The sequence below is a fragment of the Nonomuraea cypriaca genome (genome assembly GCF_015645445.1).
GTDB classification, from domain to species: Bacteria; Actinomycetota; Actinomycetes; order Streptosporangiales; family Streptosporangiaceae; genus Nonomuraea; species Nonomuraea cypriaca.
In genome coordinates this window covers 1-11144 of the sequence record NZ_JADOGI010000298.1, presented here as the reverse complement: position 1 = coordinate 11144, position 11144 = coordinate 1, and the positions used below count along the sequence as shown (strand labels likewise).

Genomic DNA, 11144 nt, shown 5'->3' with positions numbered 1-11144 from the left:
TTCGCGCAGCGCGCGTCGCCGGTTCGGCCGCGCGCTGCGCGAATGGGCGCTCGGCGGCGGGCTGGTGATCGAGGACGACTACGACGGCGAGTTCCGCTACGACCGCAGGCCCGTCGGCGCGTTCCAGGGCACCGCGCCCGAGCACGTCGTGTACTTCGGCACCACGTCGGAGAGCCTGTCCCCCGCACTGCGCCTGTCCTGGATGGCGCTGCCGCCCGGCCTCGTCCAGCCGGTCGCCGAGGCCAAGCTGCACGCGGACTCCCACGCGGAGGTGCTCGGCCAGCTCGCACTGGCCAGGCTGATCGAGACGCACGACTACGACCGGCACATCCGCGCCGCCCGCCTGCGTTACGGCCGCCGCCGCGACCTGCTGCTCGCCCGCCTCAACCGCGCGATGCCGGGCGTCACCCTGCCGGGGGTGGCCGCCGGACTGCGCTCGCTGCTCCTGCTCCCCGGCGACGGCCCCGCGGAAGCCGACCTCCTCGCCGCGTGCGAGCGCCGCGGCATCGCCCTGCGCGCCGCCTCGCCCCTCTGGCACGGCCCCGGTCCCGGCGGCCTGCACATCGGGTAGGCCGCCCCCCTCCGAACGTGCCGACCCGCACGCGCTCGAAGCCTTGGCCGAGACCCTCACGGCGCTCCGGTGAACGGGAACTCGGCGGACGCGCCAGTCGTTTTCGAGACAGAGCGCACGACAGTGGAGGAGGGACATGGGCTGGCACTACAGAAAGTCGATCAAGGTGGGGCCGTTCCGGATCAACCTGTCGCGGCAAGGCGTCGGCCACAGCTACGGCAACCGGCGTTTCCACATCTCGACCACCCCTGACGGCCGCCGCCACGTGTCCGTGCGCCTGCCCGGAGGCTTCCAGGTCGGCAAGACGTTCGGCAATCGGCGCTATCCACGGCATTACTGACCATTCGGCGGTCATCGACCGCTTGAAATAGAACGGGCCGGGGGCGAAAGCCTCCGGCCCGGCCTCTTTCCGCACCGCGGTCCTCAAGGCGCGCGTGGCGCCCGGTTCCCGGTGTCGTACATGTCAAGGGGCGTAGAGGGAGATCCGGCCGGCTCGGTCCTGAACGCGACTCGCGCTACTTGGCCGTTCTCGACGAGTGACGGGTCTGCGATCCTGGATCCGTGTCCCGGCCGCGCATCCTGCTCACCGCCCCTCCCCGCACCGGCAAGACCACCGTCGTCCGCCGCCTGGCCGAGCTGCTGCGGGCGGCGGACGTGCCGGTCCGCGGTTTCCTCAGTGACGAGGTACGCGAGCACGGGCGGCGGGCCGGCTTCACGGTGGAGGAGTTCGGCGGGCGGAAGGCGGTCATGGCCCACGTCTCCTGGGTGACCGGGCCCAGGATCGGGCGCTACGGCGTCAATGTGCCCGCGTTCGAGCGTGTCGCGCTGCCGGCTATCGATCGGGCGCTGACCACGAAGGGCGCGGTCGCGCTCATCGACGAGATCGGACCCATGGAGCTGTTGTCGCCGGCGTTCCTGCCGCGCTGCCTGACGCTCTTCGAGGCGGGCGTCCCCGTCGTGGCCACGATCCACCAGCGCAGCCATCCGGCGGTGAGGTCCCGCATCGAGGCCGAGCTGATCACGGTGACGCCGCGCAACCGCGACGACCTGCCGGAGACCCTGCGTCGCCTCCTGACCGCCTGAGCCATCAGGAGTCGGCGACCTTCAACCCGAAGGCCGACAGCCCTTGCTCATGGTGTTCGATCAGGCCGAGCCGCCGGTAGAAGGCGTGGTTGGCAAGCCCTTCCGGCGTCGACTCGTGATCGGTGGTCAGCATGAAGTAGCGGCAGTGCGCGTAGCGCTCCATCAGGTGCTCCAGCAGCCGGCGGCCGATGCCCTGACCGTGGAACCTCGCGTTGACCAGCAGCTCCTGCACGTAGCAGACCATTTCGTCGTCGGACACCGTTCTCGCCAGTCCGAGCAGTTGCCCGGACTCGTTCCTGGCGGTGATGACGAGATGTGAGTTGACCAGGCTCCGGCAGACCCTGGCGATGTCACGCGTCCAGGGTCCCCAGCCGACCGAGTCGTAAAGCTCGAAGATCTCGGCCTCGTCGAACGAGGTCTCCTGAGAAATGCGCACCAATTAGTGGCTCCTGCCTTCCGGGGGTCGAATGACGTACCCGAGCCTATGCCCGGCGGGCCGGCGGTCCGGCTGGAGAAGGTGCGCTGGCTGCACACGCAGGATCTGCTGCGGCTCGGCCAGACCGTCATCCTGGAGTTCGGCTTCCGGAGCCGGGTGGAACGCGAGGAACTGCGGCGCACCGCCCGAAGACGGTCGTGGCGCCGGCCGCCGAATGAAAAAAGCCACCTCCCGATCACGGGAGATGGCTTTTCTGTGTGGGGTGGAGCTATGGGGATTCGAACCCCAGACCTCCTCCATGCCATGGAGGCGCGCTACCAACTGCGCCATAGCCCCTTGCGATCACCAAGTGTATAGGAGTTCCGGAGCCCATGTGTCACGCCGACGGTCTCGTGATACGTCTTGGGGTTTATGCCGACCTTTGAAGAGCATCGCGGCCTGCTGATCGGAGTCGCCTACCGAATCCTGGGTAGCGTCGCCGATGCCGAGGACGTCGTCCAGGAGGCGTGGCTGCGCTGGTCGGGGGTGGACGAGGCGACCGTCAGGGATCCCAAGGCGTATCTGATCAGGGTGACCTCGCGGCTGGCCGTCGATCGGCTGCGGTGGGCGAAGTCGCGGCGGGAGTCGTACGTCGGGCCCTGGTTGCCGGAGCCGATCAGCACCGCGCCCGACGTCGCCGAGCATGCCGAGCTGGCCGACTCCGTCGAGTTGGCGTTGCTGGTGGTGCTGGAGACGCTGTCGCCCCTTGAGCGGGCCGTGTTCGTGTTGCGGGAGGCGTTCGACCTGCCATTCGCCGAGATCGCGGAGGTCATCGGGCGGGCCGAGCCGGCCACCAGGCAGCTCGCCAGGCGGGCGAGGGAGCACGTGGAGGAGAAGCGGCCGCGGTACGAGGTGGGCCGGGACGAGCGCAGGCGGATGACCGAGCGTTTCATCAACGCCTCGGCGAACGGCGACATCGACGGGCTGATCGAGCTGTTGTCCAGCGGGGCCACGATGGTCAGCGACGGCGGCGGGAAGGCCAGGGCCGCGCTGCGGGTCATCACCGGGGCCGAGAACGTCAGCCGCTACCTGTTGTCGATCAACAGCCCGGTCAACATCGCGCGCTTCATGGCCTCGATCGGCCTGGCGGAGATCTCCGATTTGTCCTTCGGGATGGGGATGGTGAACAACGGACCGGCGGTGCTCATCTCAGCCGGAGGCAAGGTGGTCACGGTGCTCTCGCTCGTGGTCTCGGACGGAAAGATCGACACCATCTACCTGATCGCGAATCCGGAGAAGCTCGGCCATCTCACACCCGCCACGGAGGCCGGGAGCGACCACCCAGCCGCCACGGCCGGGAGCGACCACCCGGCCGGCGTGGAGGAAGGGGGCGAGCACACGGCCGGCGTGGAAGATGGGGGCGACCACCCGGCCGCCCCGGGCCGGTGAGGCGTGGTCAGGCGGTGCGGCGGTGCGGGATGCCGGCCTCGCGCACGAGCTCGGACACGTTGACGCCCGCGTCGATGAGGATTCTGGCGGCGCCGTTCGAGTAGTCGGCCAGCAGGCCCCACAGCAGCCGCTCCCCCGTGACCGGTCCAGGACGCCACCTCGCCACCTCGATCACCTTCCTGGCGTGCATGGCCAGCGGGATCTCGCCGAGCGGCCCGTACAGGGTCAACCGCAAAGGGCGCACCCGGGAGCGCCGCAGGCTCCAGGCCCCGGGCACGTCGGCGCCCGCCCTGGTACGGCGGTGCACCTCGTCCAGGTCGATCCCCAGCGTGGCGAGCAGCGAGCGCGCGTCGCCGACGTCCACCCGCTCCCGCACGTCCCGCCCCGAGGCGGTGAACGACGCGAGCGAGAACGGCCGCACCTCGGCCAGCCCCAGCACCATGAGATCGGCGTCGAGCGCGGGCCGCCCCGCGTCGAGCGCGAGGATCCCGGCCCTGACCACGGCCCGTCGGGCATCCTCCGTGAACCTGGCGAACACGCGTTACCTCCCCGTCCTGCGGGCATGCTTGCGATGGGCGGACTGCCGCCGAACCCCCAGCGCGCCCGCGATCTGCTCCCACGACCAGCCCTGGGCGCGGGCGTTCGACACGTGGACCGCCTCCAGCTCCTCCAGCAGGGCCCTGAGCGCGGACACCGCCTCCAGCCCCACCGCGGGATCCCGGTCGGCGGCCGCCTCGGCCAGTTCGGTGACTTCCATGGTGTCAGCATGTGTTGACAAGCGGGTACTTGTCAACACATGCTGACGGCCGGCTAGAGCCGCTCCGCGAGCAGAACGAGTACGGGAAGCGCTTCCGCCAGGCGTTTCCGCTGGTCAGGGGTGAGGGAGTCGAGGGCGCCCGCGAGCCGTTCTGTGATGACCTGCTCGCGGTCGTCCAGCGCGGCACGTCCGGCGTCCGTGATGCCGGTGATCACCCGCCGCCCGTCGGCGGGGTCGGGGCCGCGCTCCACCAGCCCACGCCGATGCAACCCGCCCAGCACGGTACCGATCGCCTGCGCGGTGATCCGCTCCAGGTTCGCCAGCTGGGCGGACCCGTGCGGCCCGTCCCGCTCCAGGCGCGAGAGCACGGCCAACTCGGTGAACGACACGTCGCCGCCCGAGGCGTTCGTATACAGCTGCCGGATCCGGCGGGCCAGCCGCCCGACCGCGATCCTCAGTTCCTTGGCCAGCACAAAAAGCAAGTCTAGCTTTATCAATTCAGCTTTGGTACTTTTCACGGCACCATGTGTTACGACAACGATGCCGCGCCGCCGCGCCTCCAGCCGCCCATCACCGGCACCCGAGCCGCCGACGTCCGTCTGACCTCGTCCGACGGCACCGGTTTCACCGCGTACGAAGCCCGGCCCGACGACGTGCGAGGATCTGGCGTGGTGATCGTCCCCGATGTGCGCGGGCTCCACGGGTTCTACAGGCAGCTCGCCGTCCGCCTGGCCGAGCAGGGCCATCCGGCCATCGCCATCGACTACTACGGCAGGACGGCCCCCGGCGACGACCGGGGCGAGTCGTTCCCCGTCATGGAGCTGGGAACGCCGATCCTCGGCCTGTTCGGAGGGGCGGACCAGGGCATTCCCGCGGATCAGGTGACCGAATTCGACGCGGCGCTGACCGCGGCCGGGGTCGAGCACGAGATCGTCACATACCCCGGGGCGCCGCACGGATTCTTCGACGCCGGGTACGCCGGCCACGCCGCGGCCTGCGCGGACGCCTGGAACCGGGTGCTCGCCTTCCTGGCGAGCCGCTGAGCTAACCGAAGGTGGTGCGCATGGTCAGGGCCGCTTCGTCGAGCGTGAGCGTGACCTCGGCCCGGCCCAGCTCCGCCGTGTGCCGTACGTGGGTACCCCCGCACGGGATGGACGCCTCACCGTCGGGCAGCGAGCAGTGCCAGGTACGACGGGCGGTCAGGCCAAGCCCCGGCACGTCGAGCCGGACCGGCGCGCCGGCGGCCACCCACTCCTTGAGCCGGTCGTTCACCTGCTGGGCGACCAGCCCGAGATCCAGGTCCTCGGCGGAGAAGCCCTTCTTGCGCAGCGACTTGCCCAGGCGGTAGACGTCGACGCTGCCGTGCTCGCCGATCCGCGACGAGGTGATCGCCGCCTGGTCGAAGTCGGGATTGCCGAGCCGGTCGCGCGCCACCTCCTTGCGCCAGCGGCCGGCCAGTGCGGCGTTGAGCGCCAGGGCGGCCAGGTGGCAGGCGGTGTGCCCGGCCGAGAGCGCCGCGCGGAAGACGCCGTCCACCTCCAGGTCCACGTCCGTGCCCACCGCCAGCGGCGACTCGGTCACGTGGACGACCAGCCACTGCCAGTCCTCCGCACCGCGCCGCACCGGGATCGCGTCGCCGAGGAAGACCTCGCCAGTGGTCGACTGGGCCCCTGTCACGCAGTCGACGACCGGCAGGCCCCCGATCGTGCCGCGGTCGGCGGGCTGGTCGGGCCAGGTGTGGTCGAGGGGATGGAACGGTGTCTCGGCGACGACGAGGCCGTGCCGGGCCCCCACCGGCACGACCCCGACGATCTGGGAACGGCCGCTGATCCGGCCGTCGGGAAAGGTGACATCAGTGGAATTCACCGTGTCATTCTCTCGTCCTCCAAATAGCGGTTGCGGCCCGCGTACAGGCCGGAGAGCAACTGCGCGACGAGCACCGCGAAGATCAGCGTGTACGGCACCGCCCACCCGCCGGTCGCCTCGCGCAGCATGCCCACCAGCAACGGACCGGCGCCGGCGATGAGATATCCGCCGCTCTGCCCGAACGCCGACAGCGCGGCCGTGCTCTCCGGCGTACGGGTGCGCAGCCCGAGCATCATCAACGCCAGCGGGAACGACCCCATCCCCACGGCCACCAACAGCACCCACACCAGAGCCCAGGAGGCAGGCCCCACCCAGAGCCCCAGGAACCCGGCCGCGTAGAAGACGACGAGCCCCACCACGGCGGGACGCTGGTCGCGGAAGCGGGAGGCGACCATGGGCACGATGATCGAGACGGGGATGTTGAGCGCGGTGAACACCCCCAGGACCAGCCCGGCCTGCGAGGTGCTGTAGCCGGCGTCGGCGAGGATCGTGGCGAGCCAGCCGAACATGATGTACGCGATCATCGCCTGAGTGCCGAAGTAGACCGCGATCATCCACGCGAGCCTGCTCCTGATCAGCCCGCGGATGCCCTCGTCCCGGCCACCGGTGTCCCGTGCCGGCTCACTGCGCAGCAGCGCGAGCCACGGAAGGGTGGCGACGGCGGCCAGCGCGGCCCACACGCCGAGCGCGATGTGCCAGTCGCCCGACGCCCGCTCGATCGGCACGGTCGCGGCGGCGGCCAGCATGGTGCCCACCGCCAGCGCCGTGGTGTAGACCGTGGTCATGATCCCGGTACGTGCCGGGAAGTGGCGCTTGATCAGCGTCGGGATGAGCACGTTGCCGACGGCCCCGCCGGACAGCGCCACCGCGCTGCTCACCAGGAACACCGGCGCCGAGCCGACCACCGACCTGACCAGCAGGCCCACGCCCAGGACGACGAGCGCCAGCAGCAGCAACCGGTGCTCGCCCACACGCCTGGCCAGGGTCGGCGTGATCGCGCCCACGGTGGCGAACGCCAGGACCGGCAGGGTGGTGAGGAGACCGGTGCCCACGCTCGTCATCCCCAGCGAGCCGGTGAGCTGGCCGAGAAGGGGGCCGACGCTGGTCACGGCGGTACGGAGGTTGAGTGCGGCGAGGACGATCCCCAGCACGAGCAGCCAGGCAAGGGGTGTTGTTCTGGCGCGGGACTCTTGGGCGAGCACGCTCATGGCAGGGGGAATCCTCCACTCATCAAATCATGGGACGAATCACCACCTTAACAGTCCCGAAATCCACCCTTATTCCACCCCACCCAGCTATCGACGCAGATGGGCCCCCAGAGCGGTGCGGAGATCACAGAACCGGGCGGGGACCTTCGGGCGGCTCGTCGCGCGGGGGATTCGGGCCGGGCGGCGGGAGGGTGGTGCCGGAGGACGGGGAGTCGCCGCCGATCGTGCCCGGGGGTACCGGCTGGTCGCTGTCGCCGTAGGTCGAGCCGCGCTGGTGCGGACCGGGGACCTCGCCGCGCCAGCCGCCCGTCTCGTCGCCGCGGGACTCGATGAACATCTTGAAGCGCCGCATGTCGTTGACGATCCGCAGCCGGACGAGTTGCAGGCGGTCCCCCGCCGTCTCCACGAGGCCCTCTGGGTCGTACTCCATCTGGAGGGTGACCCTGGTGGTGTCGTCGCCGAGCCGGTGGAAGGTCACCACGCCGGCCTGGTGCGGCTTGTCGAGGGAACGCCAGGCGATCCGCTCGTCCGGATGCTGCTCGGTGATCTCGGCCTCGAACTCGCGGCGCACCCCCGCGATCTCCGCCACCCAGGCGGTACGCGTGTCGCTGAGCTGCTTGACCGACTCCACTCCCTCCATGAACTCGGGAAAGCTCTCGAACTGCGTCCACTGGTCGTAGGCGACCCTGATGGGAACCTCGACGTCTATTGAGTGTTCGATGGTGCTCATGGGGGGTGCCTCTGCCCGGACACGCCGGGCGTTAACGCCTGCGCAGCAGCCAGTAGAGGCCCACGACGGGCAGCACGAGGGGGATGAACAGGTAGCCCTTGCCGTACGCGGACCAGACCGTCTCGTCGGGGAATGCGGCCGGGTCGAGCAGGCTCGCGGTGCCGATGACGAGCACGCCGGCCAGCTCGATGCCGAGCGCGACCAGCGCGAGGCCGCGCGCGCCCCGGAAGAGCGCGACGGAGAGCACGATGTAGACGACGGCCGCGAACGCCGACAGCGAGTACGCCAGCGGCGCCTCCCCGAACCTGCCGGCGATCTGCACGGCCGCCCTGGCCCCCGCCGCCAGCGCGAACAGGCCGTAGACGGCGACCAGCGCACGCCCTGGACCGGTGCCGATCGAGGTGGTCACGCGACCCCCTGCCAGATCTGCAGCAGCCGCCCTGTCATCACCGCGATCGCGAACCCGGCCACGACCAGGATCGCCGACCCCCACCGGCTCCGCTCGGCCAGCGCCAGGAACACCCCGGCCGGCGGGATCAGCACCTGACCGCCGAGGTAACCCCAGAGCGTCACCGTGTCGGCGGGCCCCTCGCCCCCGGCCACCGCCGCGATCACGAACCCCAGCTGCACCAGCACCGTCACCTCGAGCACGGCGAAGCCGACCAGCAGGATCATGCCCATCGGCCGGTTGCGGACGGCGACGACCAGGCTCGCCAGCATCAGCAGCAGCGAGCAGGCGATGACGATCGTGGCGACGGTGGTGTTCATCGACGCCAAGGCTATCGCCCGGGTGCGTCGCCCCCGGATTCCGTCCGCCACGAACCTCCGTCCGCATCCACCCCCGAGCCGCCGCCCGTCCCCGAGGCCCCGGCCGCGGCCTTCGCCGCGTGTTCGAGGCCGTCCAGCACCCAGTCGAGGCCGCGCTCGAAGTTGTCGTCGGCGCCCGGCACCCCCTGCTGGATCATCGGCGCGAGCCGCGCGAACTCCCCGCTCTCCACCAGCTCCTTGATGTACGGCTCCGCGACCGCCGCCCGCTCGGCGTCGTTGATCCCGAGCTGCCTGGGCGCCGCGCGCTCCAGCGACTCCCTGACGACGAACCCGGTCATGTAGTCGTTGAACACGGCGAGGAACCGCCAGGCCGTCAGCCGGTCGATGCCCAGCCCGTCGAACACGGACAGCTTCTGCTCCACGTGCCGCAACGCGTTCGGCCCGATGGGGACGCGCTGCGAGATCAGGTCGACCCGCCAGGGATGGCGGCGCACCAGCTCCCGCTCCCTGCGCGCGAGCAGCAGCAGCGCGGCCCGCCAGCCGTCGGGCAGCGGATCGGGGACGAGCACCTCGGCGGCCACCTCGTCGAGCATCAGCGCCAGCAGGTCCTCCTTGCGCTCGATGTAGGAGTACAGCGTCATCGCCCGCGCGCCCAGCTCGGCCGCCACGCGTCTGATCGAGACCGCGGCGATCCCCTCGGCGTCGGCGATCGCGATGGCGGCGGCCACGATGGCCTCCCTGGTCAGCGCCGGACGTCGGGGCGGCGTGGGTCGCGTCCAGAGAGAGCTCACACCATCCAGTCTAGCCAAAGTGATACGGTGTACGACATGCGATACGGCGTACGAGACCCTCTCTGGACGACGGGCCTGGTCGTTCTCCTGGGGGTCGTCATGACGATGCTCGACACCACGATCGTCAACGTGGCGCTCCACATCCTGACCCGTGACTTCCACACGACGCTCGCGACCATGCAGTGGGCGGTCACCGGCTACCTGCTGGCCCTGTCGATGACGGTCCCGATCAACGGCTGGGCGGTCGGCAGGTTCGGCGTCAGGAACGTCTGGCTGCTCTCGCTCGTGCTGTTCATCGCGGGCTCCGCGCTCAGCGCCGCCGCCTGGTCGGCCGGCAGCCTGGCCGCCTTCCGCGCCGTGCAGGGGCTGGGCGGGGGCCTGCTCCTGCCGGTGGGCCAGATGATGCTGGCCCAGGTGGCGGGCAAGGACCGGATGGGCCGCGCGATGGCCACGATCTCGATTCCCGCGATGCTGGTGCCCGTGCTCGGGCCGCCGCTCGGCGGGGTGATCGTGGAGGCGGCGGGCTGGCGGTGGCTGTTCCTGCTCAATGTGCCGATCTGCGCGCTGGCGCTGCTGGCCGCGCTCGTGGTGCTGCCCCGCAGTCCGGGCGCGAGCCCGCAGGCCCTCGACGCCGTCGGGCTGGCGGTGCTGTCGCCCGGCCTGGCCGCGCTCGTCTACGGCCTGTCCGAGGTGGGCGACGGCGCCTCCCCGCTGCATCCGGCGTTGTGGATCGGCGTCGCGCTGGTCGCGGCGTTCGTGGTGCGGGCGCTCAGGGGCTCGGGGACGTTGCTGGATCTGCGGCTGTTCGGGAACCGCACGTTCGCCTCGGCGGTGAGCGCGATGGTGTGCTACTCGGCCGCGATGCTCGGCTTCACGGTGCTCGTACCCCTGCAGAGCCAGGTCGCCGGCGGCGGGAGCGCGCTGGACGCGGGGCTGCTGCTGGCCCCGATGGGGATCGGCGCGGCGATCACGATGCCGCTCGCGGGCAAGCTCACCGACGACAGGGGGCCGAAAGGGGTCGGCGCGGCAGGCGTCGTCCTGGCGGTGGCGGGGATGGTGTGGTTCGTGGCGGCCGGCGGGCCGGCGCCGATGTTCGTGCTCGGGCTGGGGCACGGGCTGGTGTCGACGTCGGTGATGGCCGCCGCGTTCAAGACGCTCGACGGCGCCGCCCTCCCCGCCGCGACCACGCTGAGCACGATCGCGGTACGGCTGGCCGCGCCGTTCGGCGTCGCGTTGCTGGCCGTGCTGTCGCAGGTGTTCACCAGGGCGGGGGTGGCGCAGCCTTTCACGTACGCGTTCGGCTGCGCGGTCGCGCTGGCGGCCGTCTCGCTGGTGCCGATCGCGCTCATAGGATCGAAGGCGTGGAGAGGATCCTCGTCAGCGCCTGCCTGATGGGCCGCCGGGTGCGCTACGACGGCGGCGCCAAGACCAGCGCCGACGCCCGGTTGGCCGCGTGGCGGGCGGAGGAGCGGCTGGTGCCGTTCTGCCCGGAGGTGGAGGGCGGGC

General features: G+C 70.9%; 16 protein-coding genes, 1 tRNA gene and 1 pseudogene. 7 read left to right on the top strand and 11 right to left on the bottom strand.

Going from position 1 to position 11144, the window contains the following annotated elements; all coding sequences use genetic code 11:
- The 3 genes and pseudogenes from ITP53_RS49545 to ITP53_RS49535 form a co-directional block, all read left to right on the top strand.
- Nucleotides 1–571 (top strand): annotated as a pseudogene (locus ITP53_RS49545) (PLP-dependent aminotransferase family protein); the annotation flags it as partial.
- A 136-nt stretch (nucleotides 572–707) separates the two neighbouring features.
- Nucleotides 708–911: a DUF4236 domain-containing protein gene (locus ITP53_RS49540; protein ID WP_195902443.1), complete on the top strand. Its 204-nt coding sequence runs from the start codon at nucleotides 708–710 to the stop codon at nucleotides 909–911.
- Nucleotides 912–1132: 221 nt separating this feature from the next.
- The gene (locus tag ITP53_RS49535; RefSeq protein ID WP_207757540.1) at nucleotides 1133–1654 is read left to right on the top strand and encodes a nucleoside-triphosphatase; all 522 of its coding nucleotides are present in this window, start codon (nucleotides 1133–1135) and stop codon (nucleotides 1652–1654) included.
- A gap of 4 nt (nucleotides 1655–1658) precedes the next feature.
- On the opposite strand, the gene ITP53_RS49530 is transcribed toward ITP53_RS49535, so the two are convergent.
- A complete protein-coding gene (locus tag ITP53_RS49530; RefSeq protein ID WP_195902442.1) occupies nucleotides 1659–2090 on the bottom strand; it encodes a GNAT family N-acetyltransferase in 432 nt (143 codons plus the stop codon).
- Between the two features lie 263 nt (nucleotides 2091–2353).
- Nucleotides 2354–2426 (bottom strand) — tRNA-Ala (locus ITP53_RS49525).
- 75 nt (nucleotides 2427–2501) lie between these two features.
- Between ITP53_RS49525 and ITP53_RS49520 the strand changes: the two genes are divergently transcribed.
- Nucleotides 2502–3518, top strand: coding sequence for an RNA polymerase sigma-70 factor (locus ITP53_RS49520; RefSeq protein WP_195902441.1), 1017 nt, complete (start codon nucleotides 2502–2504; stop codon nucleotides 3516–3518).
- Between the two features lie 7 nt (nucleotides 3519–3525).
- Here ITP53_RS49520 and ITP53_RS60770 read toward each other — a convergent pair whose 3' ends face one another.
- The 3 genes from ITP53_RS60770 to ITP53_RS49505 are packed head-to-tail and all read right to left on the bottom strand — an operon-like array spanning nucleotide 3526 to nucleotide 4748.
- Nucleotides 3526–4056 (bottom strand): Clp protease N-terminal domain-containing protein, encoded by a 531-nt coding sequence (locus ITP53_RS60770; protein ID WP_195902440.1) that lies wholly within the window; start codon nucleotides 4054–4056, stop codon nucleotides 3526–3528.
- Between the two features lie 3 nt (nucleotides 4057–4059).
- Nucleotides 4060–4275: a helix-turn-helix domain-containing protein gene (locus ITP53_RS49510; protein ID WP_195902439.1), complete on the bottom strand. Its 216-nt coding sequence runs from the start codon at nucleotides 4273–4275 to the stop codon at nucleotides 4060–4062.
- A gap of 53 nt (nucleotides 4276–4328) precedes the next feature.
- Complete coding sequence (locus tag ITP53_RS49505) at nucleotides 4329–4748, bottom strand: MarR family winged helix-turn-helix transcriptional regulator (RefSeq protein ID WP_328818338.1); 420 nt, start codon at nucleotides 4746–4748, stop codon at nucleotides 4329–4331.
- Between the two features lie 51 nt (nucleotides 4749–4799).
- Here ITP53_RS49505 and ITP53_RS49500 point away from each other — a divergent pair, with 51 nt between their 5' ends.
- Nucleotides 4800–5318, top strand: coding sequence for a dienelactone hydrolase family protein (locus ITP53_RS49500; protein ID WP_195902437.1), 519 nt, complete (start codon nucleotides 4800–4802; stop codon nucleotides 5316–5318).
- Nucleotide 5319: 1 nt separating this feature from the next.
- Here the strand turns inward: ITP53_RS49500 and ITP53_RS49495 are convergent, their stop codons facing one another.
- The 6 genes from ITP53_RS49495 to ITP53_RS49470 all read right to left on the bottom strand — a co-directional run bounded on the left by ITP53_RS49495 (nucleotide 5320) and on the right by ITP53_RS49470 (nucleotide 9638).
- The gene (locus ITP53_RS49495; protein WP_195902436.1) at nucleotides 5320–6141 is read right to left on the bottom strand and encodes an alanyl-tRNA editing protein; all 822 of its coding nucleotides are present in this window, start codon (nucleotides 6139–6141) and stop codon (nucleotides 5320–5322) included.
- Complete coding sequence (locus tag ITP53_RS49490; RefSeq protein WP_195902435.1) at nucleotides 6138–7349, bottom strand: CynX/NimT family MFS transporter; 1212 nt, start codon at nucleotides 7347–7349, stop codon at nucleotides 6138–6140. Before ITP53_RS49490 ends, ITP53_RS49495 begins: the two co-directional genes overlap by 4 nt.
- Nucleotides 7350–7473: 124 nt before the next feature.
- Nucleotides 7474–8079: an SRPBCC family protein gene (locus ITP53_RS49485; RefSeq protein ID WP_195902434.1), complete on the bottom strand. Its 606-nt coding sequence runs from the start codon at nucleotides 8077–8079 to the stop codon at nucleotides 7474–7476.
- Between the two features lie 31 nt (nucleotides 8080–8110).
- Nucleotides 8111–8488, bottom strand: coding sequence for a hypothetical protein (locus ITP53_RS49480; RefSeq protein ID WP_328818334.1), 378 nt, complete (start codon nucleotides 8486–8488; stop codon nucleotides 8111–8113).
- On the bottom strand, nucleotides 8485–8847 hold the full coding sequence (locus ITP53_RS49475; RefSeq protein ID WP_195902433.1) for a hypothetical protein: 363 nt from the start codon (nucleotides 8845–8847) through the stop codon (nucleotides 8485–8487). The genes ITP53_RS49480 and ITP53_RS49475 overlap by 4 nt, the downstream gene beginning before the upstream one ends.
- Before the next feature lie 11 nt (nucleotides 8848–8858).
- A complete protein-coding gene (locus ITP53_RS49470) occupies nucleotides 8859–9638 on the bottom strand; it encodes a TetR/AcrR family transcriptional regulator C-terminal domain-containing protein (protein ID WP_195902432.1) in 780 nt (259 codons plus the stop codon).
- 36 nt (nucleotides 9639–9674) lie between these two features.
- On the opposite strand from ITP53_RS49470, the gene ITP53_RS49465 reads away from it, so the two are divergent.
- Together ITP53_RS49465 and ITP53_RS49460 are read left to right on the top strand one after the other, a co-directional pair.
- Entirely contained in the window at nucleotides 9675–11030 is a 1356-nt protein-coding gene (locus ITP53_RS49465) for a DHA2 family efflux MFS transporter permease subunit (protein ID WP_236052049.1), read from the top strand.
- A partial coding sequence (locus ITP53_RS49460) for a DUF523 domain-containing protein (protein ID WP_195902430.1) occupies nucleotides 11000–11144 on the top strand: 145 nt, incomplete at its 3' end. The genes ITP53_RS49465 and ITP53_RS49460, both read left to right, overlap by 31 nt.